Consider the following 25,491-nt stretch of genomic DNA (forward strand, 5'->3'; position numbering starts at 1 on the left):
CCCGTCCGGCGGGCCGAGCCTGATCTCGCCGGTTAGGCTCGGCGGCATGACCGAATCTCCTGCCACCGGCGGCCGTACCTTCGACCAGCTCGACCAGCTCTCCACCGAGGAGCTGCGCGAGCAGGCGTTCGCCCTGGCCCGGGAGCGGCACGACGTCAACTTCTTCTGGACGGTGCTGCGGCACCTGCCGAACGCGGACGAGGCCGCCGTGCTGGACGGGGCGCCCAACTCGATCGGGCCCATCATCGATGAGGCCAACGCCCTGTGGCGCGAGCTGACCGGGCACGGTTACGAGGAGGCCGCGCCACTGCTGCGCGCCGCCTTCATCGACTACCTGCTGAAGCACTGACCCGTCCGGTGGCTGCCCGCCGGCTGGCGGGGGTGGCCCGTGCGCGCAGGTTTGCCCGGCGGCGCGGGCCGGGAACTGACCGCCCCATGGCCCTCACCAACCGCCCCCGGACCGTCAGCGGCTACGGCACCGCCGCGGGCACCGGCACCCTGGCCGCGCTGCTCCTGGTCGGGGTCGGCGGCAGCCCCGCGTACGTGGGGTGGGTCCAGGCCCACACGGACCCGAACGGCGCGGGCGGCTGGTTCCTGCGGCTGCTGGCCTGGCCGGCCTGGCGGCTGCACTCCGACGACCCGGCGCACGGGGTGTTCGCCACCGACCTGCGGGCGGTGCTGATGGTGATCCTGGCGGCGGCGCTCCTCTATCTGCTGCCCGCCTCGCAGGTGGCCCGGGTGCAGGGCTCGGTCAGCCAGTTCTTCTCCGGCTGGGCGGCGTACGTCCTGGCGGGTGGGTTCACCGGGCTGCTCGCCGCGCTGCTCGGCCCGGACGGGTCGCTGCTCGCGGCCTTCCAGGCGGCGAGCACCGGCGCCACGTACGGCTTCTTCGCCGGCTGGATCGTCGGCGCCGCCAGCCTCGGCGGCCGCGCCTGACCGCGCCCGCCCCCGTCGCGGGGGCCGCGCTCGACGCCGGAACCGCCGGGCGAGGCCCGGTCAGCCCGCCATGGCTCCCAGGGTCAGCACCCGGTCCCGGCTGAGCAGCCCGACCGGGCGGCCGTCCTCGGTGACCACGGCGTGTTCGGCGGCCGAGGTGAGCAGCACGCCCAACGCGTCGTACGCCGACCCGCCGAGCGGCACCGCGGGCAGGTCCGATCCGTCGCCCGCCGGTAGCGGGTCGAGCACCTCCCGGGTGACCGGGGTGACCGCCAGCCGGCGGATGCCCCGGTCGGCGCCGACGAACTCGCGGACGAACGGCGAGGCGGGCGAGCCGAGGATGGCGGCCGGGGTGTCGTACTGCTCCAGCCGGCCGCCCTGGGAGAGCACCGCGATCCGGTCGCCCAGCCGGACCGCCTCATCGAGGTCGTGGGTGACCAGCACGATGGTCTTGCGGACCTCGGCTTGGAGCCGGAGGAACTCCTCCTGCAGCCGGGTCCGGACGATCGGGTCGACGGCGGAGAACGGCTCGTCCATCAGCAGCACCACCGGGTCGGCGGCGAGGGCCCGGGCCACCCCGACCCGCTGCCGCTGACCGCCGGAGAGCTCGTGCGGGTAGCGGCGGCCGAACTGGGCCGGGTCGAGGCCGACCAGGTCCAGCAGCTCGTCGACCCGGCGGCGGGTGCGCTCCCGGGGCCAGCCGAGCAGGCCGGGCACGGTCGCCACGTTCGCGCTGACCGTCTGGTGCGGGAAGAGGCCGACGTTCTGGATCACGTACCCGATGCGGCGGCGCAGCCGGACCGGGTCGACCCGGGTGACGTCGTCGTCGCCGAGCAGGATCCGGCCAGCGGTCGGCTCGATCAACCGGTTGATCATCCGCAGCACGGTGGACTTGCCGCAGCCGGACGGGCCGATCAGCACCGCCAGCTCCCCGGCCTTGACCTCGAGGCTCAGCTCCCGCACCGCCTCGGTCCCGTCCGGGTAGCGCTTGCGGATGCCCTCCAGAGTGATGGAGGCAGCGCCGTGTCCGGCGTCGCCGCCGGCCTGCGGGGTAACGTCCACCTGTGTCCCTCCACCTGAGCTACCGGGCCGAGCCGGAGAACCCGTGGTTCTCCTGGCAGTACGTGCGGGACAACTCTGACACGATCCTCTCCGCGCTGCGCGAGCACGCCTCGCTGACCGCCCGGGCGGTGCTGATCGCCGCGGTGGTGGCGCTGCCGCTGGCGGTGGCCGCGTACTGGTTCCGGTCCCTCGCCGGGCCGATCCTGGCTCTCACCGGCGTGCTCTACACGATCCCCTCGCTGGCGCTGTTCGCCTTCCTCGCGCCCTATCTGGGCATCGGCGTGCTGACCGTGCTCAGCGTGGTGGTGCTCTACGCCCTGCTGGTGATCGTCCGTAACGCGGTGGCCGGGTTGAACCAGGTGCCCCCCGAGGTCCGCGAGGCCGCCGAGGGGATGGGGTACGGCCGCTGGGGCCGGCTGTTCCGGATCGAGCTGCCGCTGGCCCTGCCCGGCATCCTCACCGGCCTGCGGTTGGCCACCGTCTCCACGGTGGCCCTGGTCACCGTCGGCGTGGTGGTCGGTCGCGGCGGCCTCGGCCAGCTGATCTTCGCCGGCTTCCAGAACAACTTCTACAAGGCGCAGATCATGACCGGCACGCTGCTCTGCGTCCTGCTCGCGCTGGTGCTGGACCTGGTCCTCGCCGGGGTCGGCCGGCTGCTCACGCCGTGGCTGCGCGGGCGCGTCTCATGAACGCGATCGAACAGGCCGTGCGTTGGCTGAACGACCCGCTGAACTGGACGAACCCGGGCGGCATCCTGGACCGGCTCGGCGAGCACCTGAGCATGTCCGCCGCGGCGGTGCTGCTGGGCTGCCTGGTGGCCTGGCCGGTCGGGCTCTGGCTCGGGCACACCGGCCGGGGCGGCGGCGGGGTGCTGCTGATCTCCAACGTCAGCCTGGCGATCCCGACCCTGGCCCTGCTGACCATCCTGCCGTTGACCTTCCTCGGTTTCGGCCGGCCGTCGGTGGTGGTCGCGCTGGCCGTGTTCGCGGTGCCACCGCTGCTGGCCAACGCGTACACCGGGGTGCGGCAGGCCGATCCGGAGGCCCGGGACGCGGCACGTGGGATGGGACTCTCCGGGGGGCAGCTGCTGCGCCGGGTGGAGCTGCCGCTCGCCGTGCCGTACCTGGCCGCCGGCTTTCGTACCGCCGCGGTCCAGGTGGTCGCCACCGCGGCGCTGGCGTCCTTCGTCAACGGCGGCGGGCTGGGTCAGATCATCCGGGCCGGCTTCGGGCTGGACATCGCGGCCGGTGGCGGCCAGATCATCGCCGGCGGCGTGCTGGTGGCCGGGCTCGCCGTGCTGGTGGAGCTGCTCCTCGCGCTGGTCGAGCGGGTGGCCACGCCGCGCCCGCTGCGCCGGGCCCGCGGCGGCGGGGACCGCCGGGCCGCGGACGCCGTCACCGGTGGCGGCTGACCGCCGGTACGCCCCAGCGGGCGCCCGCCGGGGACCGGGTGACGATCCGGTGACGAAGGTCGCCACATGTTGTCGGTCCCCCCGGGCAAGATGTTGGGTGGACCTTGCGGGCGCATCAGTGGACGATCGCCCGTCGGACACGCGGCCGGCCCGGAAGGGTCGCGCCGGGACACGGAAGGCGGGCTTTGATGCGCGCACGTACCAGGCTGGCCATCGGGGCGGTCGGCGCCCTGGCCGCGGCCGGGCTCCTTACCGGGTGCGGCAAGGGCGGTTCGTCCGGCACCGAAGCGCCCGACAAGGGCGCCTCCGGGGCCGGTTGCGCCCCGGTCAAGGGTGACCAGTTGGTCGTCCTCACCGACGACAAGAAGCTCCAGAACACCGACAACGTCCTCCCGGCGATCAGCGCGAAGGCGGCCAGCCCGCAGCTCGTCGCCGCGCTGGACAAGGTCTCCGAGAAGCTGGACACCCCGAAGCTGATCGAGCTGAACAAGTCCGTCGACGTCGAGCGGCAGACCCCGCAGGTCGCGGCGAAGGAGTTCGCCGACTCCAACGACCTGACCGAGGGCATCGAGAAGGGCCCGGGCGGCGCGGTCACCGTCGGCGCGGGCAATTTCAGCGAGAGCCAGACCATCGCCGAGCTCTACAAGATCGCGCTCACCGCGGCCGGTTACCAGGTCAAGGTGCAGACCATCGGCAACCGGGAGCTCTACGAGCCCGCCCTGGCCAAGGGCGAGATCCAGGTCGTCCCGGAGTACGCGGCCACCATGGCCGAGTTCCTCAACACCAAGGCGAACGGCCAGAACGCCCAGCCGGTCTCCGCGCCCGACCTGGACAAGACGGTCAGCGCGTTGAAGGCGGAGGGCGACAAGGCCGGGATCACCTTTGGCAAGCCGTCCGCGGCGCAGGACCAGAACGCCTTCGCCGTCACCAAGGCCTTCGCCGACAAGTACAAGGTGGCCACGCTCTCCGATCTGGCGAGCAAGTGCTCCGGCCAGGCCACCGTGCTGGCCGGCCCGCCGGAGTGCCCGCAGCGGCCGAAGTGCCAGGCCGGCCTGGTCCAGGTCTACGACTTCAAGGCCGGTTCGTTCAGCTCGCTGGACGCCGGCGGTCCGCAGACCAAGAACGCCCTGAAGACCGGCCAGGCAAGCGTGGGCCTGGTCTTCTCCTCGGACGGGGCGCTCGCCGCCAGCTGACCCACCGGTCGCCGACGGGCCTGGGTGGCCCGTCGGCGACCGTCCGCGGTGGCGGTCGACGGGTGCCGCGTCCCTGCCGGATCGTGCGTTCGGCCTGTTCCCAGCCGCGGGAACTCTCGGTACTGTGCACAGCCATGCCCGCCCCGGTTCCCCCCGCCGAGAAGCGCACTTCGTCGCTGCTGACCGTCCTGTTCTGGATCGGTGTGGCGCTCGCGCCCATGGCGGCGCTGATCCTCCTGGTGGCCGACGGCAACGGCCCGCTGCGCTTCGGCGCCGTGCTGGCCATCCTGGCCGTCGTGCTGATCGGCCTCTCCATCGCGCTGCGCGCCGAGGGCGGCGAGTCGGCGGGCTCCGAGCACCTGCTCGACGAGGTCGAGCAGGTGCGCCGGGAGTTGCGCGGCGAGATCGTGGCCGCCGCGCAGCGCGGCAACCAGGCGCTCGACCAGGCCCAGCGCGCCCAGGAGTCGATCATCGCGCTCCGGCGCCGGCTGGACGCCGCGGCCGCCGGCATCGCGGCCGCCGCGGGCATCACCGCCCCGGCCGCCGACGAGCAGGCCGGTGGCCGCGCCCGGGTGCCGGCCGCCGAGACGTACGGCGACGCGCCGGGCCGGGGCCGCTACGCCGCCCAGGACGAGGCCCCGACGGGCTGGGGGCAGTCCGCCGGCGACCGCCGGGACGAGGAGGAGGCGGTCCGCCACCCCCAGCCGGCCGGCCGGTACGCCGCCGAACGCCCCCAGTCCGGCGTGTACGGCGCCCCGCGCGCCGCCGAGCCGGAGGCCCGGCCTGAGCCGGCCCCGCGCCAGGTCGGGGTGGTGCACCACACCGAGACCGTGCACGTCACCACCCGGCACACCATCGTGGACGGCGCCGACCCGGCGGCCGGCAACCGCTACGGCGCCGGGTACGCCGGCCGGTGGTCCCCGGAGGAGCGGGCCCGGGGCGGTGCGGAGCCGGAGGAGCGCTCATGGGCCGGTCACCGGGAGCCGGAGGACGACCGGGGCTGGTCGGGCGACGACCGGTCCCGGGGTGCCCAGGCCGGTGCCCGCGATGACCGGGCCTGGTCCGGAGCCCCCCGGGACGACCGGTCGTGGTCGGGCGCCCCGGCGGACGACCAGCGCTGGGCGGGCGCGGCCCAGGACGACCGCGCGGGTGCGCCGCGCGACGACCGGGGCTGGCCGGCGGGCCAGGGTGGGCCGCGCGACGACCGGTCCTGGGCCGGTCAGGGCGCGCCCCGGGACGACCGCTCGTGGGCCGGCCCGGCCGGCCCGGGTGACGACCGGTCCTGGGCTGGCCGGGGTGCGGCGTACCCCGCCCCGGACGCCCGTGCCTGGGGCTCGTCCGAGCAGCCCGGCCGGGCCGCCGTTCCCGCCTCGGACGACCCGGACGGCGACTACTGGTCGGAGCTGCGCGCCGGGGACCGCTGGGCCTCGGTCCGCGACGACGAGCACGGCCGGGAGGTGCGGGTCGGTGAGCGGCACGCGGCGGTGCACGCCGACGGCGCCGGCACCGAGTTCCGGGTCGAGGACCGCTGGGCGTCGGTACGCCGTGGCGAGCCGCGCCGCGACCAGGAGCGGGACGCCGAGCCGGGCTGGGGTGGCGGTTGGGCGGAGGAACGCCGCCCGGCGCTCCCGGCCGGCGGGGTGCCCGTGCCCGACGAGTGGCGTCCCCCGACGCAGCGCACCGCGCCGCCGGCGGACGAGTGGCGGGCGGCGGAGCCCGAGCCGGCCCGGTACGGCCGGCCCCGCGCCGACGAGCGGTACGGCTACCCGCCGCAGGACGAGGTGCCCCGCGCGGGTGGGGCCCGGTCCGCCGACCGCTGGCGCTGACCGCCCCGGCGGCTACTTGTCGATGTCGCCGACCACGAAGAACATCGAGCCGAGGATGGCGATCAGGTCCGGCACCAGGCAGCCGGGGAGCAGCGTGGCCAGCGCCTGCACGTTGGCGTACGAGGCGGTGCGCAGCTTGAGCCGCCACGGCGTCTTCTCGCCCCGGGACACCAGGTAGTAGCCGTTGATGCCGAGCGGGTTCTCGGTCCAGGCGTAGGTGTGCCCCTCGGGCGCCTTGACCACCTTGGGCAGCCGGGTGTTCACCGGCCCGGTGAGCCGGTCCACCCGGTCCAGGCACTGCTCGGCGAGGTCGAGGGAGACGTACACCTGGTCGAGCAGCACCTCGAACCGGGCGTGGCAGTCCCCGGCGGTCTTGGTGACCACCGGCACTTCGAGCTGGTCGTACGCCAGGTAGGGCTCGTCGCGGCGCAGGTCCAGGTCGAGGCCGGAGGCCCGGGCGACCGGCCCGGACGCGCCGAACGCGGCCGCGTCGGCGGCCGACAGCACCCCCACCCCGACGGTGCGGGCCAGGAAGATCTCGTTGCGCCGGATGAGGTGGTCCAGGTCGGGCAGCCGGCGGCGTACCTCGCCGATCGCGGCACGGGCCCGCCCGGTCCAGCCGGCCGGCACCTCCTCCTTGAGGCCGCCGACCCGGTTGAACATGTAGTGGATCCGGCCGCCGGAGACCTCCTCCATCACCGCCTGGATCGTCTCCCGCTCCCGGAACGCGTAGAAGACGGGGGTGATCGCGCCGATCTCCAGCGGGTACGAGCCGAGGAACATCAGGTGGTTGAGCACCCGGTTCAGCTCGGCGAGCGCCATCCGCAGCCAGACCGCCCGCTCCGGCACCTCCATGCCCATCAGCCGTTCGACGGCGAGCACCACGCCCAGCTCGTTGGAGAAGGCGGAGAGCCAGTCGTGCCGGTTGGCCAGCACGATGATCTGCCGGTAGTCGCGTACCTCGAAGAGCTTCTCCGCGCCCCGGTGCATGTAGCCGACGATCGGCTCGGCGGCGACCACCCGCTCGCCGTCGAGCACCAGCTTCAGCCGGAGCACGCCGTGCGTGGACGGGTGCTGCGGGCCGATGTTGAGCACCATGTCGGTGCCGAGCTGCTCGCCGCCTGCGCCGGTGCCGACGGTCAGTTCGCGGAGGTCGCCGTCGGTGGTCATGCCCGTCATCGTGCCATGAGCGGCGGTTGTCGTTGTCGGCCGTTACTCGGCTTCGTCGCCGTCGGTGACCCGGGGCGGCCGGTACTTGGCGATCCACTCTTCAACATCGACGCGCAGCCAGACCTTCATTCCGCGCAGCTCCTGGTAGGGCTTGGGAAAGGTCGGACGCATCACGATCTGCTGGAAGCGGCTGCGGGAGACGTTGAGCCGTTGGGCGATCTCATACGGCCCCATCAGCTCGCCTGGCCCACGGTGTCCCACACCTGGAAGGTAGGCACATTCACGTCTCCCCGTTCGCGGATCCCCGATCGGGGGTCCCCGACTTGACAGGGGGCTCCGCCCGGCGCAAGGTAAGCCGGGGGTGGCCGTCCGAAGTAGGACCAGAACCGGGCGGGCGGTCGCCCACCTCAGCGACCGGAGGGAGCGGCAGGTGGAGCAGGCAACTGAGCTGGAGTGGTTGCGCGAGCGGGTCAAGGGGCTGGAGACCGCGCTCCATTGCTCCCGGCGGGAGCTGCTCGACATGCGCTGCCGGCTGGCGTTGATCGCCCGAGTGGCCGAGGACCTCGAACGGGCCAAGCGGGCTCCGGGGGTGGCGTTCGGCGCGATCAATGCGGCGTTGTACGCGGAGACGCAGAACCTGCGGCACGTCGGGCGACACCTGTCCCGGCGGCGATCTCGGCCCATCCTGTAGCCGGGTGACCCGTACCGGCGGCCGGCGGGGCGGTTGACGAGGGCGACGGATCCGAGGTCAGACGGCCTGAGCCGGCCCGGGCCGGACGGAGCCGGATGGCTGTCAGACCAGTCATCGTGCCATGAGCGGGTCGAGGGCGACGTCGACCGGTTGCAGCAGCCACCAGTGCCCGCCGAGCCCGGCCGGGTCGGTCAGTTCGGCCACCGTCGAGGCGGCGGCGAGCGCCCGCACGTACCCGGCCGGGTCGCTGGCGGCCAGGCTCAGCGGTGGTCGCCCGCCGTCGGCCCCGAGCGCCCGCAGCGCCTCCCGCTGCGAGACCAGGCGGTACGCACACCGGGCGACCCGCTCACCGGCGGAGGCGACCGAGTCGACGGCTACGTGCGCGGTCACGTCACCCGAACCGTCCGGCACCGGTGGCACCTGCCGCCCGCCCCGGTACCCGGTGAGCGTCCCGTCGACCGGCCGACTGTCCCGCAGGTGCCCGTAGTCCACGGCCAGCGCCAGCCCGCGGTCCATCTTCGCGACCGCCTCGGCCCACGCCTCGTCCCTCGTCCGGCCGATCTCGGCTCTCGCGCCCGAGGCGGCCGGCGTGGTCGGCCACCACCGGTCCAGCCACTCCTCGTCAACTGGGCTGACCGGGTCACCCACCGACTCCTCCCCGGTGGCGGGGTCGACCAGGAGGTAGCGCCAGCCGTCGTCGGACTGCACGGCCACGTCCAGCGGCACGTTGTCCAGCCACTCGGTGGCCAGCAGGAGGCCGGTGATCGGGTCCGGAATCTCGTCCACCCAGTTGATTTCCTCTGGGAGGTCCCGGGGTCGGGGTGCCCGCTCGACGGCGGTGAGCCGCAGCCGCTCGGCGATCGGCGGATGCAGGGCTTTGTGCTGGTGGTCGCTGCGCGACGGACGGACGACGATCCCGGAGCCGGAGGGTGACGACCGGGCGGTGGCCGTAGCGGTCGGGGTTTCCGGGGAGCCCGCCCGCGGAGGGATCAAGCCTGACCGCCCGGAGCGGGTGGGCTCCCCGGAAACCCCCAGAGCCCAACCAGCGGAACCCAGAGCGCAACCAGCGGAAACGCCGAGGGCCGAGAGGAGTTCTCCGCGACCGGCGCCCACGTCCACCACGTCCAGCCGGGCAGGATGGCCCAGGGCCGCGTCGACCTGGTGAACCACGGCCAGAAGGGCGGCGGCGAAGACCGGCGAGGCGTGCACGCTGGTGCGGAAGTGGGCGGCCGGCCCGGCCCCGGCGACGAAGAAGCCGTCGGGCCCGTAGAGCGCCCGGTCCATCGCCACCCGCCAGGGCAGCCGGTCCTCGGGAAACGTCACCCGCCGACCGTACGGGCTGCCGCGCGGCAGGGCGGAGCGGGTCGCGGAGCAGCCGCTCCGGCGGGTCGTGTCGTGCCCCGGAATTCCGCCTTTCAACCGCCCGGTGAAGGTTTTCACACATGCTTGTTTTCGATCCGTAACCCCGGCGCATACTTGCGATCGACCGGTACCCACTCGTAGGACTGGATCGATTGCCATGAGCGCACCGCTGCGCCCGCGTACGGCCGCCCCGCACGGGCCCGCCGTACCGTCGGGTGGCGCCTCCGCCGGCGCCCCGTTGGTCTTTCCCCGCATCCTCACCGTCGGCGTGATCGGCGCCGGCCGGGTGGGCGCCGTGCTCGGCGCGGCCCTCGCCGCCGCCGGCCACCGGGTGGTCGCCGCCTCCGGCATCTCCGGCGCCGTGAAGGCGCGGATGGCGCTGCTGCTCCCGGAGACCCCGAACCGGTCCGCGACCTCGGTCGCCCGCGCCGCCACCGACCTGCTGATCGTGGCGGTGCCCGACGACGCCCTGGCGGGCGTGGTCGCCGGCCTGGCCGAGACCGGGGCGCTGCGCCCCGGCCAGGTGGTCGTGCACACCTCCGGCGCGCACGGGCTGGCCGTCCTCGCCCCGGCCGCCGCCGTCGGCGCCCGGCCGCTGGCGCTGCACCCGGCGATGACCTTCACCGGTACGCCGGACGACCTGACCCGCCTCGCCGGCATCTCGTACGGGGTGACCGCCCCGGCGGAGCTGCGCGCGTTCGCCGCCCGGCTGGTGGCCGACCTCGGCGGCGTGCCGGAGTGGGTGGGGGAGGCCGACCGGCCGCTGTACCACGCGGCCCTGGCGCACGGCGCGAACCACCTGGTCACCCTGGTCAACGAGGCGACCGACCGGCTGCGCGACGCCGGGGTGGCCCAGCCGGAGAAGGTGCTCGCCCCGCTGCTGCGGGCGGCGCTGGAGAACGCCCTGCGGCTCGGCGACGACGCGCTGACCGGCCCGGTGTCCCGGGGCGACGCGGGCACCGTACGCCGGCACCTGGAACGACTGGCGGCGACCGCGCCGGAATCGGTGGCGCCCTACCTGGCGTTGGCACGACGGACCGCGGATCGGGCGATCGCGGCCGGTCGGCTCCGGCCGGCGGACGCGGAGCCGCTGCTGGACGTGCTGAGCGGGAGGGACCGGGAGGTGGCCGCATGACCGAACTGGTGCACACGCGCAAGGAGCTGGCGGCGGCGCGGGACGGGCTGACCGGCACGGTCGGCGTGGTGATGACCATGGGCGCGCTGCACTCCGGGCACGAGGCCCTGCTGCGGGCCGCCCGGGAGCGGGCCGACCACGTCATCGTGACGATCTTCGTGAACCCGCTGCAGTTCGGCCCGAACGAGGACTTCGACCGGTACCCGCGCACCCTCGACGCGGACCTGGAGGTCTGCCGGCGGGCCGGCGCGGACGTGGTCTTCGCCCCCTCGGTGGCCGACATGTACCCGGACGGGGAGCCGAAGGTGCGGCTCAACCCGGGCCCGCTGGGGGAGGACCTGGAGGGGCTGAGCCGGCCCGGCTTCTTTCACGGGGTGCTGACCGTGGTCCTGAAGCTGCTCCAGCTCACCCGCCCCGACCTGGCCTTCTTCGGCGAGAAGGACTACCAGCAGCTGACCCTGGTCCGGCGGATGGTGCGGGACCTGGACGTGCCGGTCGAGGTGGTCGGCGTGCCGACCGTGCGGGAGCCGGACGGCCTGGCGCTGTCCAGCCGCAACCGCTACCTCTCCGCGCCGGAGCGGGCGGCGGCGCTGAGCCTCTCCGCCGCGCTGCGGGCCGGCGTCGCGGCCGCGGAGGAGGGCGGGGACGCGGAAGCGGTGCTGGCCGCCGCCCACCGGGCCTTCGACTCCGGTACGCCCGGCACCCGGCTCGACTATTTGGTGCTCACCGATGCCGACCTGGAGCCGGGGCCGGTGTCCGGTCCGGCGCGGCTGCTGATCGCGGCCTGGGCCGGCGCCACCCGGCTGATCGACAACACGGCGATCCCGCTCGCCCCGCGTTCCTGACTCCTTCACCGACCCGCGGAAAGGCACCCCGATGTTCCGGACCATGCTCAAGTCGAAGATCCACCGCGCCACGGTGACCCAGGCCGACCTGCACTACGTCGGCTCGGTGACCGTGGACGAGGATCTGCTCGACGCGGCCGACCTGATCCCCGGGGAGCAGGTGGCGATCGTGGACATCACCAACGGGGCCCGGCTGGAGACGTACGTCATCCCGGGTGAGCGGGGCAGTGGCGTGATCGGCATCAACGGTGCCGCCGCGCACCTGGTGCACCCCGGTGACCTGGTCATCCTCATCTCGTACGGCCAGATGGACGACGCCGAGGCCCGCGCGTACCGCCCCCGCGTCGTCCACGTCGACGCCCAGAACCGCATCGTCGACCTGACGGCCGACCCCACCACCGCCGCCCCCGGCACCGCCGGCAACCCCATCCCCAACCCCCTCGCCGCCACCCCCGCCTGACCTCCACCCACCCCTCGCGATCTTGCAGTTGAGGCCCGCGACTCGCGGCTTTTGTCGCGTTCGCCGGGGCGACAAGTGCAAGATCGCGGGGGCGTGGCGGGTGAGCGGCCTGTCACCGGAACGTCATTTCTGGTTACCCTGATCACGCCGTCGGGTGACGGTCGTCGGCTGGGGAGGCCGCGATGCGCCGTGCGATGAGGAACCTGGTCGCCGCGTTGGTCGCGGGGGCGGTGCTGACCGGCTGTGCCTCGCCCGCCGGGCTCGACGGCGACGTCACCGACGACTGGGCCGCCCTGCCGGCGGCCGGCGCGTTCACCCCGTCGGCCGGGGTCTGCCAGGTGGCCGACGCGGGCGGCACGCTGACCCTCGCCGCGTACGAACCGGTCGGGTGCGACCTGCCGCACCGGGTCGAGACCGTGCACGTCGGCGCCTTCCCCGCGGAGCGGGCGGCCCCGCCGGCCGTCGGCTCGGTCGAGCTGCGGGGCGCCTTCGCCGACTGTGACACCCGGGCCAGCGGGTACGTCGGTGACGACTGGCGGGCCGGCCGGTTGCGGCTGGCCGTGGCGGTGCCCTCGGCGCCCGGCTGGACGGCCGGCTCCCGCTGGTACCGGTGCGACCTGGCCGAGCTGAGCACGGTGGAGGCGAAGGCCGAGGTGGTCACCCGGACCGGCAGCCTGCGGGACGCCCTGAAGGTGGCGTCCGCGCTGCGGCTGGGGTGCCAGCAGACGGGGACCGGCGACGGGCGGGGGGTGCGCACCCTGACCCCGGTGGCCTGCGGCACCAGCCACGACGCCGAGTTCGTCGGGGTGTGGCGGGCGCCGGACCGTCCGTACCCGAGGAAGGACGCCGACTGGGCGCCCTTCTACACCGGCTGCGGCACGGTCCTCGCGAGGTACACCGGGGTGCCGGACGACCCGACCCTGCGCTTCCGCAGTGGCGTGGTGGTCCGCCCGCCCGCCGCCGGGCGCTGGACCGTGGGCGACCGCGGGGTCCGCTGCTACCTGTGGCTCAGCGACCGTACGGTGACCGCCTCGTTGAAGGGGGCCGGCCCGGCCGGGCTGCCGGTCCGGACGCGGTAGCCGAAAACACTCGTCCCGCCCCCGCCGCCCGGAAGGAGTGGCCTTCGGGTTGACTGTGTTCATGGACCTTCCGACCGTCGAGCTGCCGGCCCTGCCCGGGCTGCTGGCCGCGCCCGCACCCGGCTGGGTGGAGACCACCGACGTGATCGTGGTCGGCTCCGGGGTCGCCGGCCTGACCGCGGCGTTGCACCTGCGCGAGGCGGGGCTGCACGTCACGGTGGTCACCAAGGTCAACATCGACGACGGCTCGACCCGCTGGGCGCAGGGCGGCATCGCCGCCGTGCTCGACCCGGCGGACAGCCCGGCCGCCCACGCGTACGACACGGAGGTCGCCGGGGTCGGCCTCTGCGACCCGGCCGCGGTGCGGGTCCTGGTCGAGGAGGGGCCGACCCGGCTGCGGGAGCTGATGCGGATCGGCGCCGAGTTCGACCGGAACCCGGACGGCTCGCTGATGCTCACCCGGGAGGGCGGCCACCGGGCCGACCGGATCGTGCACGCCGGTGGCGACGCCACGGGCGCCGAGGTGCAGCGGGCGCTGCACGCGGCGGTCCGCCGGGACCCGTGGATCCGGCTGGTGGAGCACGCCCTGGTGCTGGACCTGCTCCGCGCCCCGGGCGACGGCCCCGGCGGCCTCGGCCCGGCCTGCGGGATCACCCTGCACGTGCTCGGCGAGGGCAGCGAGGACGGCGTCGGGGCGCTGCTGGCCCGCGCGGTGGTGCTGGCGACCGGCGGCATGGGGCAGGTCTTCGCGGCCACCACCAACCCGGCGGTCTCCACCGGCGACGGGGTGGCCCTCGCGGTGCGGGCCGGCGCGGCGGTCACCGACGTGGAGTTCGTGCAGTTCCACCCGACCGCGCTGATCGCCCCGGCCGGGGTGGGCGTGCCGGGCGCCACCCGGGCCCAGCAGCCGCTGGTCTCCGAGGCGCTGCGCGGCGAGGGCGCCCACCTGGTCGACTCCGACGGCAAGCGGTTCATGGTGGGGCAGCACGAGCTGGCCGAGCTGGCTCCCCGCGACGTGGTGGCCAAGGGCATCCACCGGGTGCTGCTGGCCACCGGCGCGGACCACGTCTACCTGGACGCCCGGCACCTCGGCGGGGACTTCCTCGCCGGGCGCTTCCCGACCATCGTCGCGTCCTGCCTGGCCATCGGCGTCGACCCGGCCACCGATCTGATCCCGGTCGCCCCGGCCGCCCACTACGCCTCCGGCGGCGTCCGCACCGACCTGCACGGCCGGACCTCCATCCCCGGCCTGTACGCCTGCGGCGAGGTGGCCTGCACCGGGGTGCACGGCGCGAACCGGCTGGCCAGCAACTCGCTGCTGGAGGGGCTGGTCTTCTCCCGCCGGATCGCCGAGGACATCGCCGCCGGCCTGCCCGAGCAGGCCAGGCCGGCGGAGACCGGCGCCTGGGTGGGCGGCGCGGGTTGGGTGGTGCCCGCCGAGGGCACGCCGGCCCTGCAACGGGCGATGACCCGGGGCGCGGGCGTGCTCCGCTCGGCGGAGACCCTCGCCGGGACGGCCGGCGCGCTGACCGAGCTGGGCGGGGGACGCGGCGTGCCGCGCACCGCCGACTGGGAGGCGACGAACCTGATCACGGTGGCGTCGACACTGGTCGCCGCCGCGTACGCCCGCCAGGAGACCCGGGGTTGCCACTGGCGGGAGGACTTCCCGACGGCCGACGAGCGGTGGCTGGGCCACCTCGTCACGGCCGTCGGGGCGCAGGGCCGGTTGACGCAGCAGTGGGAGGAGTCGGAATGAGGGAGTCGACGGAGCAGGCGTTGCGGGCGGCCAGCCTGGACCCGGTGTGGGTGCAGCGGGTGATCGTCGACGCGTTCGCCGAGGACCTGGGCCCGGACTTCCTCGACGTCACCAGCGTGGCCACCATCCCGGACGCGCAGAACGACACCGCCGACCTGGTCGCCCGCGCCGACGGCGTGGTGGCCGGGCTGGCCGTGGCCGCCGCCGTGTTCGATCTGGTCGGCGAGGTGACCGGTTCGGACCGTACGGTCGAGGTGTCGCTGGTGGCCCACGACGGGCAGCGGGTGGCGCGCGGCGACGTGCTGGCCACGGTGACCGGCCCGACCCGGCTGCTGCTCACCGCCGAGCGGACGGCGCTGAACCTGCTGTGCCGGATGTCCGGGGTGGCCACCCACACCCGTGCCTGGGCGGACGCCCTAGCCGGCACGAAGGCGATGGTGCTGGACACCCGGAAGACCACCCCGGGCCTGCGGGCCCTGGAGAAGTACGCGGTCCGCGCCGGCGGCGGCACCAACAAGCGGATGGGCCTGCACGACGTCGCGATGATCAAGGACAACCACAAGGTCGCCGCCGGGGGCGTCGGGGCGGCCTACCGCCGGGTCCGGGAGGCCTTCCCGGACGTGCCGGTGCAGGTGGAGGTGGACACCATCGCGGAGGCGGTGGAGGCCGTCGAGGCGGGGGCCGGCTTCCTGCTGCTGGACAACATGACCCCGGCGCAGTTGCGCGAGGTGGTCGCCGCGGTGGGGGACCGGGCGGAGCTGGAGGCGACCGGCGGGCTCACCCTGCCGGTGGCCGCCGAGTACGGCGCGACCGGCGTGGACTTCATCTCGGTGGGCGCGTTGACCCACTCCTCGCCGATCCTGGACATCGCCCTGGACCTGCGGGAGGAATGAGCCGGGGAGGGGGTGCCGTCTAGGCTTCGTGCGTGCTGCTCTGCATCGACATCGGAAACACCAACACCGTGCTGGCGACCTTCGACGGCGACAAGCTGGTGCACTCCTGGCGGATCAAGACCGACGCCCGTTCGACGGCGGACGAGCTGGGTCTGATGTTCCGGGGGCTGCTGGCGGGTGACGCCGTGGAGATCACCGGGGTGGCCGCCTGCTCGACGGTGCCGGCGGCGCTCCGCTCGCTGCGGACCATGCTGGCCCGCTACTACGCCGACCTGCCCAGCGTGATCGTCGAGCCCGGGGTGCGGACCGGGGTGCAGCTCGCCATCGACAACCCCAAGGAGGTCGGCTCGGACCGGGTGGTCAACACCCTGGCCGCGTACACCCTCTACGGTGGACCGTCGATAGTGGTGGACTTCGGCACGACCACCAACTTCGACGTGATCAGCGGCCGGGGCGAGTTCCTCGGCGGCGCGTTCGCGCCCGGCATCGAGATCTCCTTCGACGCGCTCGCCGCCCGCGCGGCGCAGTTGCGCAAGGTGGAGGCCACCAAGCCCCGCTCGGTGATCGGCAAGAACACCGTGGAGTGCCTCCAGTCCGGCCTCTACTTCGGCTTCGCCGGGCAGGTGGACCGGATCGTCGAGCGGATGGCCGAGGAGTTGGGCGAGGTGAGGGCGGTCATCGCGACCGGCGGGTTGGCCTCGGTGGTGATCGGCGAGTGCCGCACCATCACCCACCACGAGCCGATGATCACGCTGATCGGCCTACGGATGGTCTACGAGCGCAACACCTGACCCCGGCCGCGCCGGAGCCGGGCGCGCCGCGCGGGCGTCAGCGCCGCCGGGCCCGGAAGACCAGCGTCCGGTACGGCAGCTCGACGGTCTCCCGCCCGGCCAGGTCGGGGTGGGTGGCGAAGAGTTCCCGCAGTTCCCGGTCGACCTTCTCCCGCTCCTCGGGCGTGGCCGTCAGCCAGTACGAGCGGGTGCGCAGCATGCCGACCACCTCGGCCGGCGTGAGCGTGGTCCGGTGGCTGAACTCGCCCAGCTCCACCGCGCCGAACGCGGGGCCGAAGTCGGTGACCTTCTCGATCAGGTTGCCGGAGTGGTCCCGCAGGTCGGCGATCCGCCCCAGCTCGGCCACCCAGGGCACACTGGTGTCCCGGGTGTTCCAGATCGGGGCGAACGTCCCGCCCGGCCGGAGCACCCGGGCGATCTCGACGTGCGCGCGTTCCTTGTCGAACCAGTGGTACGCCTGGCCCACCAGCACCGCGTCGGCCGCGTGGTCCGGCAGCGGCACCGACTCGGCGCTGCCGGCCAGGGCGGTGACGCCCGGGGTGGCGGCGTCGAGCTGGGCCCGCATCCCCGGGTCGGGTTCCACCGGGACCACCTGGTGACCCAGGGCGAGCACGCCGCGGGTGAGGATGCCGGTGCCGGCGCCCAGGTCGACGACCCGGGCGGACGGGTCCAAGCCGTCGAGCGCCCAGCCCAGCGCCGCCTGCGGATAGCGGGGTCGGAACCGGTCGTAGTCGGCCGCCGCCGCGCCGAAGGACAGGGCCTGAGTGGGGTCGGTCATGGCGGGCAGGTTATCCGGTAACGGCCACCTGGGGGCTTGAGTACGCTCGGGTCCTGACCCCGCCGATATCTCCTTCCCGAGGAAGCGTGCCGTGACCGAGCAGAACGCCGTGCCAGTGGACCCCGCCGACGACCTTCCCGAGCAGATGAAGGTCCGCCGGGAGAAGCGGGACCGGATGCTCGCCGAGGGGGTCGAGCCGTACCCCGTCGGGTTTCCCCGGACCAGCACCCTGGCGGAGATCCGCGAGAAGTACGCCGAGCTGCCCACCGACACCGCCACCGGGGACAAGGTCTCGGTCACCGGCCGGGTGATCTTCGTACGGAACACCGGCAAGCTCTGCTTCGCCACCCTGCGGGACGGGGACGGCACGGAACTCCAGGCGATGCTCTCCCTGGACCGGGTCGGCGCGGAGCGGCTGGACGACTGGAAGCGCCTGGTCGATCTCGGTGACCACGTCGGCGTGACCGGTGAGGTGATCACCAGCCGGCGGGGTGAGCTGTCGGTGCTGGCCGACGAGTGGGCGGTCACCGCCAAGGCGCTGCGCCCGTTGCCGGTGGCGCACAAGCCGCTGAGCGAGGAGGCCCGGGTCCGCCAGCGCTACGTGGACCTGATCGTCCGCCCGCAGGCGCGGCAGATGGTGCGTACCCGGGCGGCCGCGGTGCGCAGCCTGCGCGATTCCCTGCACGGGGCGGGCTTCATCGAGGTCGAAACCCCGATGCTGCAGTTGCTGCACGGTGGCGCGGCGGCCCGCCCATTCGTGACCCACAGCAATGCGTTGAGCACCGATCTGTATCTGCGAATCGCGCCGGAACTGTTTCTCAAGCGCGCCGTGGTCGGCGGCGTCGACCGGGTCTTCGAGATCAACCGTAACTTCCGTAATGAGGGAGTCGACTCGTCGCACTCTCCCGAGTTCGCGATGCTCGAGACCTACCAGGCGTACGGCGACTACGACACGATGGCGGAGTTGACGCGCAATCTGGTGCAGGGCGCGGCGATCGCGGTGAGCGGCTCGACCGTGGTGACCCACGCCGACGGCCGCGAGTTCGACCTGGGCGGCGAGTGGCGTTCGGTGACCCTCTTCGGGGTCCTTTCCGAGGCGCTCGGCGAGGAGGTCACCGTGCGCACCGAAAGGTCCCGGCTGGTCGAGTACGCGGACAAGGTCGACCTCGCCGTCGACCCGAAGTGGGGGCCGGGGAAGCTGGCCGAGGAGCTCTTCGAGGAACTGGTCGTTCCGTCGCTGCAGGCCCCGACGTTCGTCCGGGACTACCCGGAGGAGACCAGCCCGCTGACCCGGGCGCACCGCAGCGAGCCGGGCCTGGCCGAGAAGTGGGACCTCTACGTCCTCGGCTTCGAGCTGGGCACCGCGTACTCGGAGCTGGTCGACCCGGTGGTGCAGCGGGAGCGGCTGGTGGCCCAGGCGCAGCTCGCCGCCCGTGGCGACGACGAGGCGATGCGACTGGACGAGGACTTTCTCCGGGCGATGGAGTACGGAATGCCGCCGGCCGGTGGTATGGGAATGGGAATCGACCGGCTCTTGATGGCGCTGACCGGGCTGGGAATTCGGGAAACCATCCTCTTCCCGTTGGTCCGCCCGGAGTAGCCGCCAACCTTCTCCGGCTCGTTACCGCGTCCTATTGACGCGGTAAGCGGCGCGCAGGTTATTGTGCTCCTGGATTGTGGCAGGAGACCCTGCTCGAAAGGAATGTGGGACGTGGCCAAGCAGATCATTCACAAGCTGGTCGATGACCTGGACGGCGGGGACGCTGACGAGACCGTCAAGTTCGCGCTGGACGGCGTGCAGTACGAGATCGACCTGTCGGTGGCCAACGCCGAGAAATTGCGTGAGGTATTTGCGCCGTACGTGGCGCACGGCACCAAGGTCGGCCGGGGCGGCGTGGTCGTCGGCGGGCGGGCCGCGCGCGGGCGGGGCGGCGCGACCGCCGACCGCGAGCAGAACAAGGCCATCCGCGCCTGGGCCAAGAAGTCGGGCAAGGACATCTCCGACCGGGGTCGGATCCCGCAGGAGATCGTCGACGAGTACCACTCGAAGGCGGGCCGCTGAGCCCTGGGCTCGTCATCGGGCGAGATCGACGCCGGACCGGAGTGCCACTCCGGGCCGGCGTCGCCGTTTCCGCCCTCCCGTGCCGATTGCCCGGTTCGCGGCCGGTGGCCCGCTCGCGCCCGTTGGGGCCCGCTGCGAACCCCGCCGCCGGCTGGGAAGAACCCCGGGTGGGTGGGCGTTGTCCACAGGCGGTGGAGATTGCATCCACAGGCTGTGGACGAGATGTTCCCGGGTGACCCGGTCGAAACGGGTCCGGCTCGGGGCGTCCGCAGCGCGTGCGAATTTCGCTCTGCGCGTACAGGTAGGGGTACCGGAACACCTCCTGAGCGCGGACGGTTGTCAGAAACGACGCGTACACGGCATTCCGCAGGGACACACGACCTCAGCGGAGTCGGTCCGCGGCGATAGAGTAAGGAGGCACGGACGCCCGTCCCGGACGTCCGCGCACCGGCCCCGCCAAGATCTAGACCATCAAGGCGCACGGCACGTGAGGAGCACGAGGGCATGTTCGAGCGGTTCACCGACCGAGCGCGACGGGTTGTCGTCCTGGCCCAAGAAGAGGCCCGGATGCTCAACCACAACTACATCGGTACGGAGCACATCCTGCTGGGCCTCATCCACGAGGGTGAAGGCGTCGCGGCAAAGGCCCTGGAGAGCCTCGGCATCTCCCTCGAGGGCGTCCGCCAGCAGGTCGAGGAGATCATCGGCCAGGGCCAGCAGGCGCCGAGCGGGCACATCCCGTTCACGCCGCGGGCCAAGAAGGTGCTGGAGCTGTCGCTGCGCGAGGCGCTGCAGCTCGGCCACAACTACATCGGCACGGAGCACATCCTGCTCGGCCTGATCCGCGAGGGTGAGGGCGTCGCCGCCCAGGTGCTGGTCAAGCTCGGCGCCGACCTCAACCGGGTCCGCCAGCAGGTGATCCAGCTGCTCTCGGGCTACCAGGGCAAGGAGCCGGCCGCGGCGGGCGCCGCGCCGGGCGAGGCCGCGCCGTCGACCAGCCTCGTGCTGGACCAGTTCGGCCGCAACCTGACCCAGGCCGCCCGCGAGGGCAAGCTCGACCCGGTCATCGGGCGCGAGAAGGAAATCGAGCGGGTCATGCAGGTGCTCTCCCGCCGTACCAAGAACAACCCGGTCCTGATCGGTGAGCCCGGCGTCGGTAAGACCGCCGTGGTGGAGGGGCTGTCCCAGAAGATCATCAAGGGCGAGGTGCCCGAGACCCTCAAGGACAAGCAGCTCTACACGCTCGACCTCGGTGCGCTGGTCGCCGGTTCCCGCTACCGCGGTGACTTCGAGGAGCGCCTGAAGAAGGTGCTCAAGGAGATCCGCACGCGGGGCGACATCATCCTGTTCATCGACGAGATCCACACCCTGGTGGGTGCGGGTGCCGCCGAGGGCGCGATCGACGCGGCGAGCATCCTCAAGCCGATGCTGGCCCGTGGCGAGCTCCAGACCATCGGTGCCACCACGCTCGACGAGTACCGCAAGCACCTGGAGAAGGACGCCGCTCTCGAGCGCCGCTTCCAGCCGATCCAGGTGGGCGAGCCGTCGCTGGCTCACACCATCGAGATCCTCAAGGGCCTGCGCGACCGCTACGAGGCGCACCACCGGGTGAGCATCACCGACGCCGCGCTGGTGGCGGCGGCGACGCTCGCCGACCGGTACATCTCCGACCGCTTCCTGCCGGACAAGGCGATCGACCTGATCGACGAGGCCGGGGCCCGGATGCGCATCCGCCGGATGACCGCGCCGCCAGACCTGCGCGACTTCGACGAGCGGATCGCCCAGGTCCGCCGCGACAAGGAGTCCGCGATCGACGCGCAGGACTTCGAGCGGGCGGCGCAGCTCCGCGACAAGGAGAAGCAGCTGCTCGGCCAGAAGGCCCAGCGGGAGAAGGAGTGGAAGGCCGGTGACCTGGACGTCGTCAGCGAGGTTGACGACGAGCAGATCGCCGAGGTGCTCGGCAACTGGACCGGCATCCCGGTCTACAAGCTGACCGAGGAGGAGACCTCGCGCCTGCTGCGCATGGAGGACGAGCTGCACAAGCGCGTCATCGGCCAGGAGGACGCGGTCAAGGCGGTCTCGAAGGCGATCCGGCGTACCCGGGCCGGCCTGAAGGACCCGAAGCGCCCGTCGGGCTCGTTCATCTTCGCCGGTCCGTCCGGCGTGGGTAAGACCGAGCTGTCCAAGGCGCTCGCCGAGTTCCTCTTCGGCAGCGAGGACGCCCTCATCCAGCTGGACATGTCCGAGTTCCACGACCGGTACACGGTGTCCCGGCTGGTGGGTGCCCCTCCCGGCTACGTCGGCTACGACGAGGGCGGGCAGCTGACCGAGAAGGTGCGGCGTCGGCCGTTCTCGGTGGTCCTCTTCGACGAGATCGAGAAGGCTCACCCGGACGTGTTCAACACGCTCCTCCAGATCCTGGAGGACGGGCGGCTGACCGACGGTCAGGGTCGGATCGTGGACTTCAAGAACACGGTCATCATCCTGACCACCAACCTCGGCACCCGGGACGTCGCCAAGGCGGTCTCGCTGGGCTTCCAGGCCTCTGAGGACTCCGAGTCGAACTACGACCGGATGAAGCAGAAGGTCAACGACGAGCTCAAGCAGCACTTCCGGCCCGAGTTCCTCAACCGGATCGACGACACCATCGTCTTCCACCAGCTGCGCGAGAACGAGATCCTCTCGATCGTGGACATCATGATCCAGCGGATCGAGACGCAGCTGCGCAACAAGGACATGGGCCTGGAGCTGACCGACAACGCCAAGAAGTACCTGGCGAAGAAGGGCTTCGACCCGGTGCTGGGCGCGCGGCCGCTGCGTCGCACGATCCAGCGCGACATCGAGGACAACCTCTCCGAGCGGATCCTCTTCAACGAGCTGACCCCGGGTCAGATCGTGGTGGTGGACTGCGAGGGCGACCCGGAGAACATCGACAAGTCCAAGCTCGTCTTCCGAGGCGCGGACAAGCCGGTGGAGGTTCCGGACGCCGTCCCGGCCGATCTCGGTGGCGCCGCCACCGCGGGCGCGGACGAGTAAGCGACACCTGACAGGGCGACGGCCCCGGTTGGCGAAAGCCACCGGGGCCGTCGCCTTTCCGCATCCCCACCCGCCCGCACCTGGCGCGCCGGCCGCCGCCGATCCGTTCGGGCTTGATCAGCTCAACCTCGCGACGGGATGGCCTCGGCGTGCCGCGCGGACCCGACATACGGCCGGAGAGCGATATGCCTGAGAGGCATGAGAGCTCGCGCAGATTGGTGGTGATCATCGGCGGCGGGTGGGGCGGTTGTCCCACCGGTAGGTGGTCCACGCTCGCCGATCAGGCTACGGACGGTCATGATCGCGTCGGCGAGGTCGAAGAACGCGTCGATGACCTGTTCGGTTCGTTCGTAGCAGCGTTGCAGTCGGTTGAACGCGTTGTGCCAGATGTTCGTCCGTTCGCGTGCCACCGTTGGGATGGGCGCCTTGTCGCCTGTGGGCGATCTTGCCGGTCAGGCCGCGTTCGGCCAGCAGCATGCGAGTGACCGCCGAGTCGTATCCGGCGTCGAGGTGCACCGTGATGGTCTCGGGGAGTGGGCCCAGGTCGTCGAGCCGGTCGAGGGTGGGGCCGGCAGCGGTGAGTCGTGTCGGTTCGCGCCGGCCAGGACCCGGCCGAGGGGAATGCCGTAACCGTCGACCATCGATGAGCGTTTCATTCCCTGCTTGCCCCGGTCGACCGGGGGCCGTCCGGCGCAGTCACCTCCGCCGGGGGCCTTGGTGATGCAGCCGTCCACGGCGATGTCGTCCAGGACCAGGCCGACGAGCCGGTCGTAGGCGTCGTAGGCGCAGCCGAACTGCAGCACCTGAATCAGCTTGTCGAACACGATCCGGTCATCGATCCGCCTGCGGTGACAGCCCAACGGATGCGTCGGGGCGCACGTCGGCCGATCAGGTAGCAGCGCGGTGAACTGGACCCACAGTGGCTCGATCAGCCATGCTGGGATGGCAGGCACAGGATCTCCCGGTGATCACGAGGCGTAAGCACCCTCATGATCATGGATCCTGTGCCTGCACTCGTTCAGACACGCCCGCCCCGCCTCGCCATTCTGCGCGGGCGCTTATCGCCCGTAGACGGCAGCGATGTCGTGTCGGTCTGGTACTACGGCGCCTCGGGATGAACTCGCTGCTGACTTCGCCTCAGCGGAGGCGAAGTCCAGCGATGAGGAGCTCGACCAGGCGGCGCGCGTCGTAACGGGGGTCGCTGCCCGCGCCGATGCAGAGATTACCGACGCCGCGCAGCAGTCCGTAGGCGTCCATGTCGGGACGGATCTCGCCCGCTGCGACGGCGGCGTCGAGCAGCTGGTCGCACACCGGGACGAGGCGGTCGAGGAAGTAGGCGTGCAGGGTCCGGAAGGCGGCGTCGTCAGACTGTAGCGCCGCGGCGAGGCCGTGTTTGGTGATCAGGAAGTCGACGAACAGGTTGATCCACTGCACCAGGGCGGTGTGCGGTGTGCTGCTGTCGGCCAGCAAGGCCGGACCCGCCTCGGCGCACGCCTCGATCTGGTGCCGGTAGACGGCGACGATGAGGTCGGCTCGCGTCGGGAAGTGGCGGTAGATCGTGCCCACGCCGACGCCCGCCCTGGCGGCGATGTCGCGCACGGGCACGTCGACGCCGGAGGCGACGAACGCCGCAGCGGCAGCGTCCAGCAGGGTCTTCTCGTTGCGCCGCGCGTCGGCCCGCTTGCGCGAGGCCGGTCGCTCCGAGCCGCTGTCGATGTCGGCCAAGGCCCCGTTACCTCCATCACACCGCTTGGCATCCGGAACGCCGTTCCGTATCTTGGTTATCGGAACACTGCTCCGCTTGTTCAGCATACTGATCAGGCGCGCCACCACCAAACGATGCAACGCTGCACGGTTTCCAGGAGGAACAGTCATGCAGTACCGCACCTTGGGCCGCACGGGTGTGCAGGTCAGCACCCTCGTGCTCGGCGCAATGAACTTCGGCAAGATCGGCAACACCACCCAGGAGGAAGCCACCGCCATCGTTGACGCGGCGCTCGATGCGGGGATCAACCTCATCGACACCGCCGACGTCTACAGCGGCGGCCAGTCCGAGGAGATGGTCGGCAAGGCCATCGCCGGCCGCCGCGACGATGTCGTGCTGGCCACCAAGGCGACCCTGCCGATGGGCGACGAGCGCAACCACCGGGGCGGTTCGCGCCGCTGGCTGGTCACCGCGCTGGACAACAGCCTGCGCCGCCTCGGCGTCGACCACGTCGACCTTTACCAGATGCACCGGTGGGACCCGACGAGCAGCGACGAGGAGACGCTGTCGGCGCTGACGGACCTGCAGCGCGCCGGAAAGATCCGCTACTTCGGCTCCTCGACCTTCCCGGCCTACCGCATCGTCCAGGCGCAGTGGGCCGCCCGGGAGGGGCACCTGAGCCGTTACGTGACCGAGCAGCCGAGCTACTCGATCCTGCAGCGTGGCATCGAGACCCACGTGCTGCCCGTGACACAGGAGTACGGCATGGGCGTGCTCGCCTGGAGCCCGCTGGCATCGGGCTGGCTGTCCGGCGCGATCCGTGCCGGCCAGGAGATCAGCACGAACCGCTCGGGCTTCATGCAGCAGCGCTACGACATCAGCATCCCCGCCAACCGCGCCAAACTCGACGCCGTCGAGCAGCTCGCCAAGGTTGCCGACGAAGCCGGCCTCAGCATGATCCAGCTCGCGCTCGGCTTCGTCACCGCGCACCCGGGCGTGACCAGCGCGATCATCGGCCCCCGCACGATGGACCACCTCCGCTCGCAGCTCGCCGCCGCGGACACCGTTCTCTCCACCGACGTGCTGGACGCGATCGACGCGATCGTGGCTCCCGGCGTCGACCTCGCCGCCCACGAGAAGAACGACACCCCGCCCGCCCTGCTCGACCCGGCGCTGCGCCGCCGCTGATCACTTGGCACGTCAGTGACCAGGCGGCAGACGGGCGGCGGCTTGCGCGTCCCCCTGCCGCCTGACACGCCGCAAGGCCATGCCTTCCCAGGCTCACGTCGAAAGGACGATC

The 25,491-nt window shown here is 72.6% G+C and carries 24 protein-coding genes and 1 pseudogene; 18 read left to right on the top strand and 7 right to left on the bottom strand.

What is annotated here, in order from left to right:
• Window positions 1–46 precede the first annotated feature (46 nt).
• Complete coding sequence (locus ACFOYX_RS17770; RefSeq protein ID WP_109800260.1) at window positions 47–349, top strand: hypothetical protein; 303 nt, start codon at window positions 47–49, stop codon at window positions 347–349.
• 86 nt (window positions 350–435) lie between these two features.
• Complete coding sequence (locus ACFOYX_RS17775) at window positions 436–936, top strand: hypothetical protein (RefSeq protein WP_109800259.1); 501 nt, start codon at window positions 436–438, stop codon at window positions 934–936.
• A gap of 60 nt (window positions 937–996) precedes the next feature.
• Here the strand turns inward: ACFOYX_RS17775 and ACFOYX_RS17780 are convergent, their stop codons facing one another.
• The gene (locus ACFOYX_RS17780; RefSeq protein WP_322441412.1) at window positions 997–1,998 is read right to left on the bottom strand and encodes an ATP-binding cassette domain-containing protein; all 1,002 of its coding nucleotides are present in this window, start codon (window positions 1,996–1,998) and stop codon (window positions 997–999) included.
• A gap of 2 nt (window positions 1,999–2,000) precedes the next feature.
• Here ACFOYX_RS17780 and ACFOYX_RS17785 point away from each other — a divergent pair, with 2 nt between their 5' ends.
• The 4 genes from ACFOYX_RS17785 to ACFOYX_RS17800 all read left to right on the top strand — a co-directional run bounded on the left by ACFOYX_RS17785 (window position 2,001) and on the right by ACFOYX_RS17800 (window position 6,428).
• The gene (locus ACFOYX_RS17785) at window positions 2,001–2,687 is read left to right on the top strand and encodes an ABC transporter permease (RefSeq protein ID WP_322441413.1); all 687 of its coding nucleotides are present in this window, start codon (window positions 2,001–2,003) and stop codon (window positions 2,685–2,687) included.
• Window positions 2,684–3,409: an ABC transporter permease subunit gene (locus ACFOYX_RS17790; protein WP_322441414.1), complete on the top strand. Its 726-nt coding sequence runs from the start codon at window positions 2,684–2,686 to the stop codon at window positions 3,407–3,409. Before ACFOYX_RS17785 ends, ACFOYX_RS17790 begins: the two co-directional genes overlap by 4 nt.
• 188 nt (window positions 3,410–3,597) lie before the next feature.
• Entirely contained in the window at window positions 3,598–4,602 is a 1,005-nt protein-coding gene (locus ACFOYX_RS17795) for a glycine betaine ABC transporter substrate-binding protein (RefSeq protein ID WP_322441415.1), read from the top strand.
• A 134-nt stretch (window positions 4,603–4,736) separates the two neighbouring features.
• Window positions 4,737–6,428, top strand: a complete 1,692-nt coding sequence (locus tag ACFOYX_RS17800; protein WP_322442272.1) for a hypothetical protein — start codon at window positions 4,737–4,739, stop codon at window positions 6,426–6,428.
• Between the two features lie 12 nt (window positions 6,429–6,440).
• On the opposite strand, the gene ACFOYX_RS17805 is transcribed toward ACFOYX_RS17800, so the two are convergent.
• Together ACFOYX_RS17805 and ACFOYX_RS17810 are read right to left on the bottom strand one after the other, a co-directional pair.
• Window positions 6,441–7,607, bottom strand: coding sequence for an NADH-quinone oxidoreductase subunit D (locus tag ACFOYX_RS17805; RefSeq protein ID WP_322442273.1), 1,167 nt, complete (start codon window positions 7,605–7,607; stop codon window positions 6,441–6,443).
• A gap of 33 nt (window positions 7,608–7,640) precedes the next feature.
• Window positions 7,641–7,859: a hypothetical protein gene (locus ACFOYX_RS17810; protein WP_322442274.1), complete on the bottom strand. Its 219-nt coding sequence runs from the start codon at window positions 7,857–7,859 to the stop codon at window positions 7,641–7,643.
• 169 nt (window positions 7,860–8,028) lie between these two features.
• Between ACFOYX_RS17810 and ACFOYX_RS17815 the strand changes: the two genes are divergently transcribed.
• A complete protein-coding gene (locus tag ACFOYX_RS17815) occupies window positions 8,029–8,289 on the top strand; it encodes a hypothetical protein (protein ID WP_322442275.1) in 261 nt (86 codons plus the stop codon).
• A gap of 111 nt (window positions 8,290–8,400) precedes the next feature.
• Here the strand turns inward: ACFOYX_RS17815 and ACFOYX_RS17820 are convergent, their stop codons facing one another.
• Window positions 8,401–9,573, bottom strand: a complete 1,173-nt coding sequence (locus tag ACFOYX_RS17820; RefSeq protein WP_322442324.1) for an SAM-dependent methyltransferase — start codon at window positions 9,571–9,573, stop codon at window positions 8,401–8,403.
• 235 nt (window positions 9,574–9,808) lie between these two features.
• Between ACFOYX_RS17820 and ACFOYX_RS17825 the strand changes: the two genes are divergently transcribed.
• From ACFOYX_RS17825 to ACFOYX_RS17855, 7 genes are all read left to right on the top strand, one after another.
• On the top strand, window positions 9,809–10,786 hold the full coding sequence (locus ACFOYX_RS17825; RefSeq protein ID WP_322442276.1) for a Rossmann-like and DUF2520 domain-containing protein: 978 nt from the start codon (window positions 9,809–9,811) through the stop codon (window positions 10,784–10,786).
• The gene (gene panC, locus ACFOYX_RS17830) at window positions 10,783–11,631 is read left to right on the top strand and encodes a pantoate--beta-alanine ligase (RefSeq protein ID WP_322442277.1); all 849 of its coding nucleotides are present in this window, start codon (window positions 10,783–10,785) and stop codon (window positions 11,629–11,631) included. Before ACFOYX_RS17825 ends, panC begins: the two co-directional genes overlap by 4 nt.
• Window positions 11,632–11,662: 31 nt before the next feature.
• Window positions 11,663–12,091, top strand: coding sequence for an aspartate 1-decarboxylase (panD, locus tag ACFOYX_RS17835; protein WP_322442278.1), 429 nt, complete (start codon window positions 11,663–11,665; stop codon window positions 12,089–12,091).
• Between the two features lie 182 nt (window positions 12,092–12,273).
• Window positions 12,274–13,170: a septum formation family protein gene (locus ACFOYX_RS17840; protein WP_322442279.1), complete on the top strand. Its 897-nt coding sequence runs from the start codon at window positions 12,274–12,276 to the stop codon at window positions 13,168–13,170.
• A 61-nt stretch (window positions 13,171–13,231) separates the two neighbouring features.
• Complete coding sequence (locus tag ACFOYX_RS17845; protein WP_322442280.1) at window positions 13,232–14,926, top strand: L-aspartate oxidase; 1,695 nt, start codon at window positions 13,232–13,234, stop codon at window positions 14,924–14,926.
• Window positions 14,923–15,819, top strand: a complete 897-nt coding sequence (nadC, locus tag ACFOYX_RS17850; RefSeq protein WP_109800364.1) for a carboxylating nicotinate-nucleotide diphosphorylase — start codon at window positions 14,923–14,925, stop codon at window positions 15,817–15,819. The genes ACFOYX_RS17845 and nadC overlap by 4 nt, the downstream gene beginning before the upstream one ends.
• Before the next feature lie 32 nt (window positions 15,820–15,851).
• Window positions 15,852–16,610, top strand: a complete 759-nt coding sequence (locus tag ACFOYX_RS17855) for a type III pantothenate kinase (RefSeq protein ID WP_109800363.1) — start codon at window positions 15,852–15,854, stop codon at window positions 16,608–16,610.
• Window positions 16,611–16,647: 37 nt separating this feature from the next.
• Here ACFOYX_RS17855 and ACFOYX_RS17860 read toward each other — a convergent pair whose 3' ends face one another.
• Complete coding sequence (locus ACFOYX_RS17860) at window positions 16,648–17,388, bottom strand: class I SAM-dependent methyltransferase (protein WP_322442281.1); 741 nt, start codon at window positions 17,386–17,388, stop codon at window positions 16,648–16,650.
• 91 nt (window positions 17,389–17,479) lie between these two features.
• On the opposite strand from ACFOYX_RS17860, the gene lysS reads away from it, so the two are divergent.
• The 3 genes from lysS to ACFOYX_RS17875 all read left to right on the top strand — a co-directional run bounded on the left by lysS (window position 17,480) and on the right by ACFOYX_RS17875 (window position 22,486).
• Window positions 17,480–18,988 (top strand): lysine--tRNA ligase, encoded by a 1,509-nt coding sequence (gene lysS / locus ACFOYX_RS17865; protein WP_322442282.1) that lies wholly within the window; start codon window positions 17,480–17,482, stop codon window positions 18,986–18,988.
• A gap of 111 nt (window positions 18,989–19,099) precedes the next feature.
• Complete coding sequence (locus ACFOYX_RS17870) at window positions 19,100–19,450, top strand: Lsr2 family protein (protein ID WP_304598663.1); 351 nt, start codon at window positions 19,100–19,102, stop codon at window positions 19,448–19,450.
• Window positions 19,451–19,954: 504 nt separating this feature from the next.
• Complete coding sequence (locus ACFOYX_RS17875; RefSeq protein WP_109800359.1) at window positions 19,955–22,486, top strand: ATP-dependent Clp protease ATP-binding subunit; 2,532 nt, start codon at window positions 19,955–19,957, stop codon at window positions 22,484–22,486.
• A gap of 225 nt (window positions 22,487–22,711) precedes the next feature.
• Here ACFOYX_RS17875 and ACFOYX_RS17880 read toward each other — a convergent pair.
• Together ACFOYX_RS17880 and ACFOYX_RS17885 are read right to left on the bottom strand one after the other, a co-directional pair.
• Window positions 22,712–23,439 (bottom strand): annotated as a pseudogene (locus ACFOYX_RS17880) (transposase).
• A gap of 184 nt (window positions 23,440–23,623) precedes the next feature.
• Window positions 23,624–24,211 carry a TetR/AcrR family transcriptional regulator gene (locus tag ACFOYX_RS17885; RefSeq protein WP_236647335.1) on the bottom strand — a complete coding sequence of 196 codons (588 nt, stop codon included), beginning with the start codon at window positions 24,209–24,211 and terminating at the stop codon, window positions 23,624–23,626.
• Between the two features lie 148 nt (window positions 24,212–24,359).
• Here ACFOYX_RS17885 and ACFOYX_RS17890 point away from each other — a divergent pair, with 148 nt between their 5' ends.
• Window positions 24,360–25,379, top strand: coding sequence for an aldo/keto reductase (locus ACFOYX_RS17890; protein WP_322442283.1), 1,020 nt, complete (start codon window positions 24,360–24,362; stop codon window positions 25,377–25,379).
• Window positions 25,380–25,491 lie beyond the last annotated feature (112 nt).

The organism is Micromonospora sp. GCM10011541 (genome assembly GCF_042650725.1).
Classification (GTDB): domain Bacteria; phylum Actinomycetota; class Actinomycetes; order Mycobacteriales; family Micromonosporaceae; genus Micromonospora; species Micromonospora sicca.

What these genes read in the sequence shown, in the direction of transcription:
- ACFOYX_RS17770 (WP_109800260.1), top strand. Translation starts at nt 47, where the DNA reads ATGACCGAATCTCCTGCCACCGGCGGCCGTACCTTCGACCAGCTCGAC.
- ACFOYX_RS17775 (WP_109800259.1), top strand. Translation starts at nt 436, where the DNA reads ATGGCCCTCACCAACCGCCCCCGGACCGTCAGCGGCTACGGCACCGCC.
- ACFOYX_RS17790 (WP_322441414.1), top strand. Translation starts at nt 2,684, where the DNA reads ATGAACGCGATCGAACAGGCCGTGCGTTGGCTGAACGACCCGCTGAAC.
- ACFOYX_RS17795 (WP_322441415.1), top strand. Translation starts at nt 3,598, where the DNA reads ATGCGCGCACGTACCAGGCTGGCCATCGGGGCGGTCGGCGCCCTGGCC.
- ACFOYX_RS17800 (WP_322442272.1), top strand. Translation starts at nt 4,737, where the DNA reads ATGCCCGCCCCGGTTCCCCCCGCCGAGAAGCGCACTTCGTCGCTGCTG.
- ACFOYX_RS17805 (WP_322442273.1), bottom strand. Translation starts at nt 7,607, where the DNA reads ATGACGGGCATGACCACCGACGGCGACCTCCGCGAACTGACCGTCGGC.
- ACFOYX_RS17820 (WP_322442324.1), bottom strand. Translation starts at nt 9,573, where the DNA reads ATGGACCGGGCGCTCTACGGGCCCGACGGCTTCTTCGTCGCCGGGGCC.
- ACFOYX_RS17825 (WP_322442276.1), top strand. Translation starts at nt 9,809, where the DNA reads ATGAGCGCACCGCTGCGCCCGCGTACGGCCGCCCCGCACGGGCCCGCC.
- panC (WP_322442277.1), top strand. Translation starts at nt 10,783, where the DNA reads ATGACCGAACTGGTGCACACGCGCAAGGAGCTGGCGGCGGCGCGGGAC.
- panD (WP_322442278.1), top strand. Translation starts at nt 11,663, where the DNA reads ATGTTCCGGACCATGCTCAAGTCGAAGATCCACCGCGCCACGGTGACC.
- ACFOYX_RS17840 (WP_322442279.1), top strand. Translation starts at nt 12,274, where the DNA reads ATGCGCCGTGCGATGAGGAACCTGGTCGCCGCGTTGGTCGCGGGGGCG.
- ACFOYX_RS17845 (WP_322442280.1), top strand. Translation starts at nt 13,232, where the DNA reads ATGGACCTTCCGACCGTCGAGCTGCCGGCCCTGCCCGGGCTGCTGGCC.
- nadC (WP_109800364.1), top strand. Translation starts at nt 14,923, where the DNA reads ATGAGGGAGTCGACGGAGCAGGCGTTGCGGGCGGCCAGCCTGGACCCG.
- ACFOYX_RS17860 (WP_322442281.1), bottom strand. Translation starts at nt 17,388, where the DNA reads ATGACCGACCCCACTCAGGCCCTGTCCTTCGGCGCGGCGGCGGCCGAC.
- ACFOYX_RS17875 (WP_109800359.1), top strand. Translation starts at nt 19,955, where the DNA reads ATGTTCGAGCGGTTCACCGACCGAGCGCGACGGGTTGTCGTCCTGGCC.
- ACFOYX_RS17890 (WP_322442283.1), top strand. Translation starts at nt 24,360, where the DNA reads ATGCAGTACCGCACCTTGGGCCGCACGGGTGTGCAGGTCAGCACCCTC.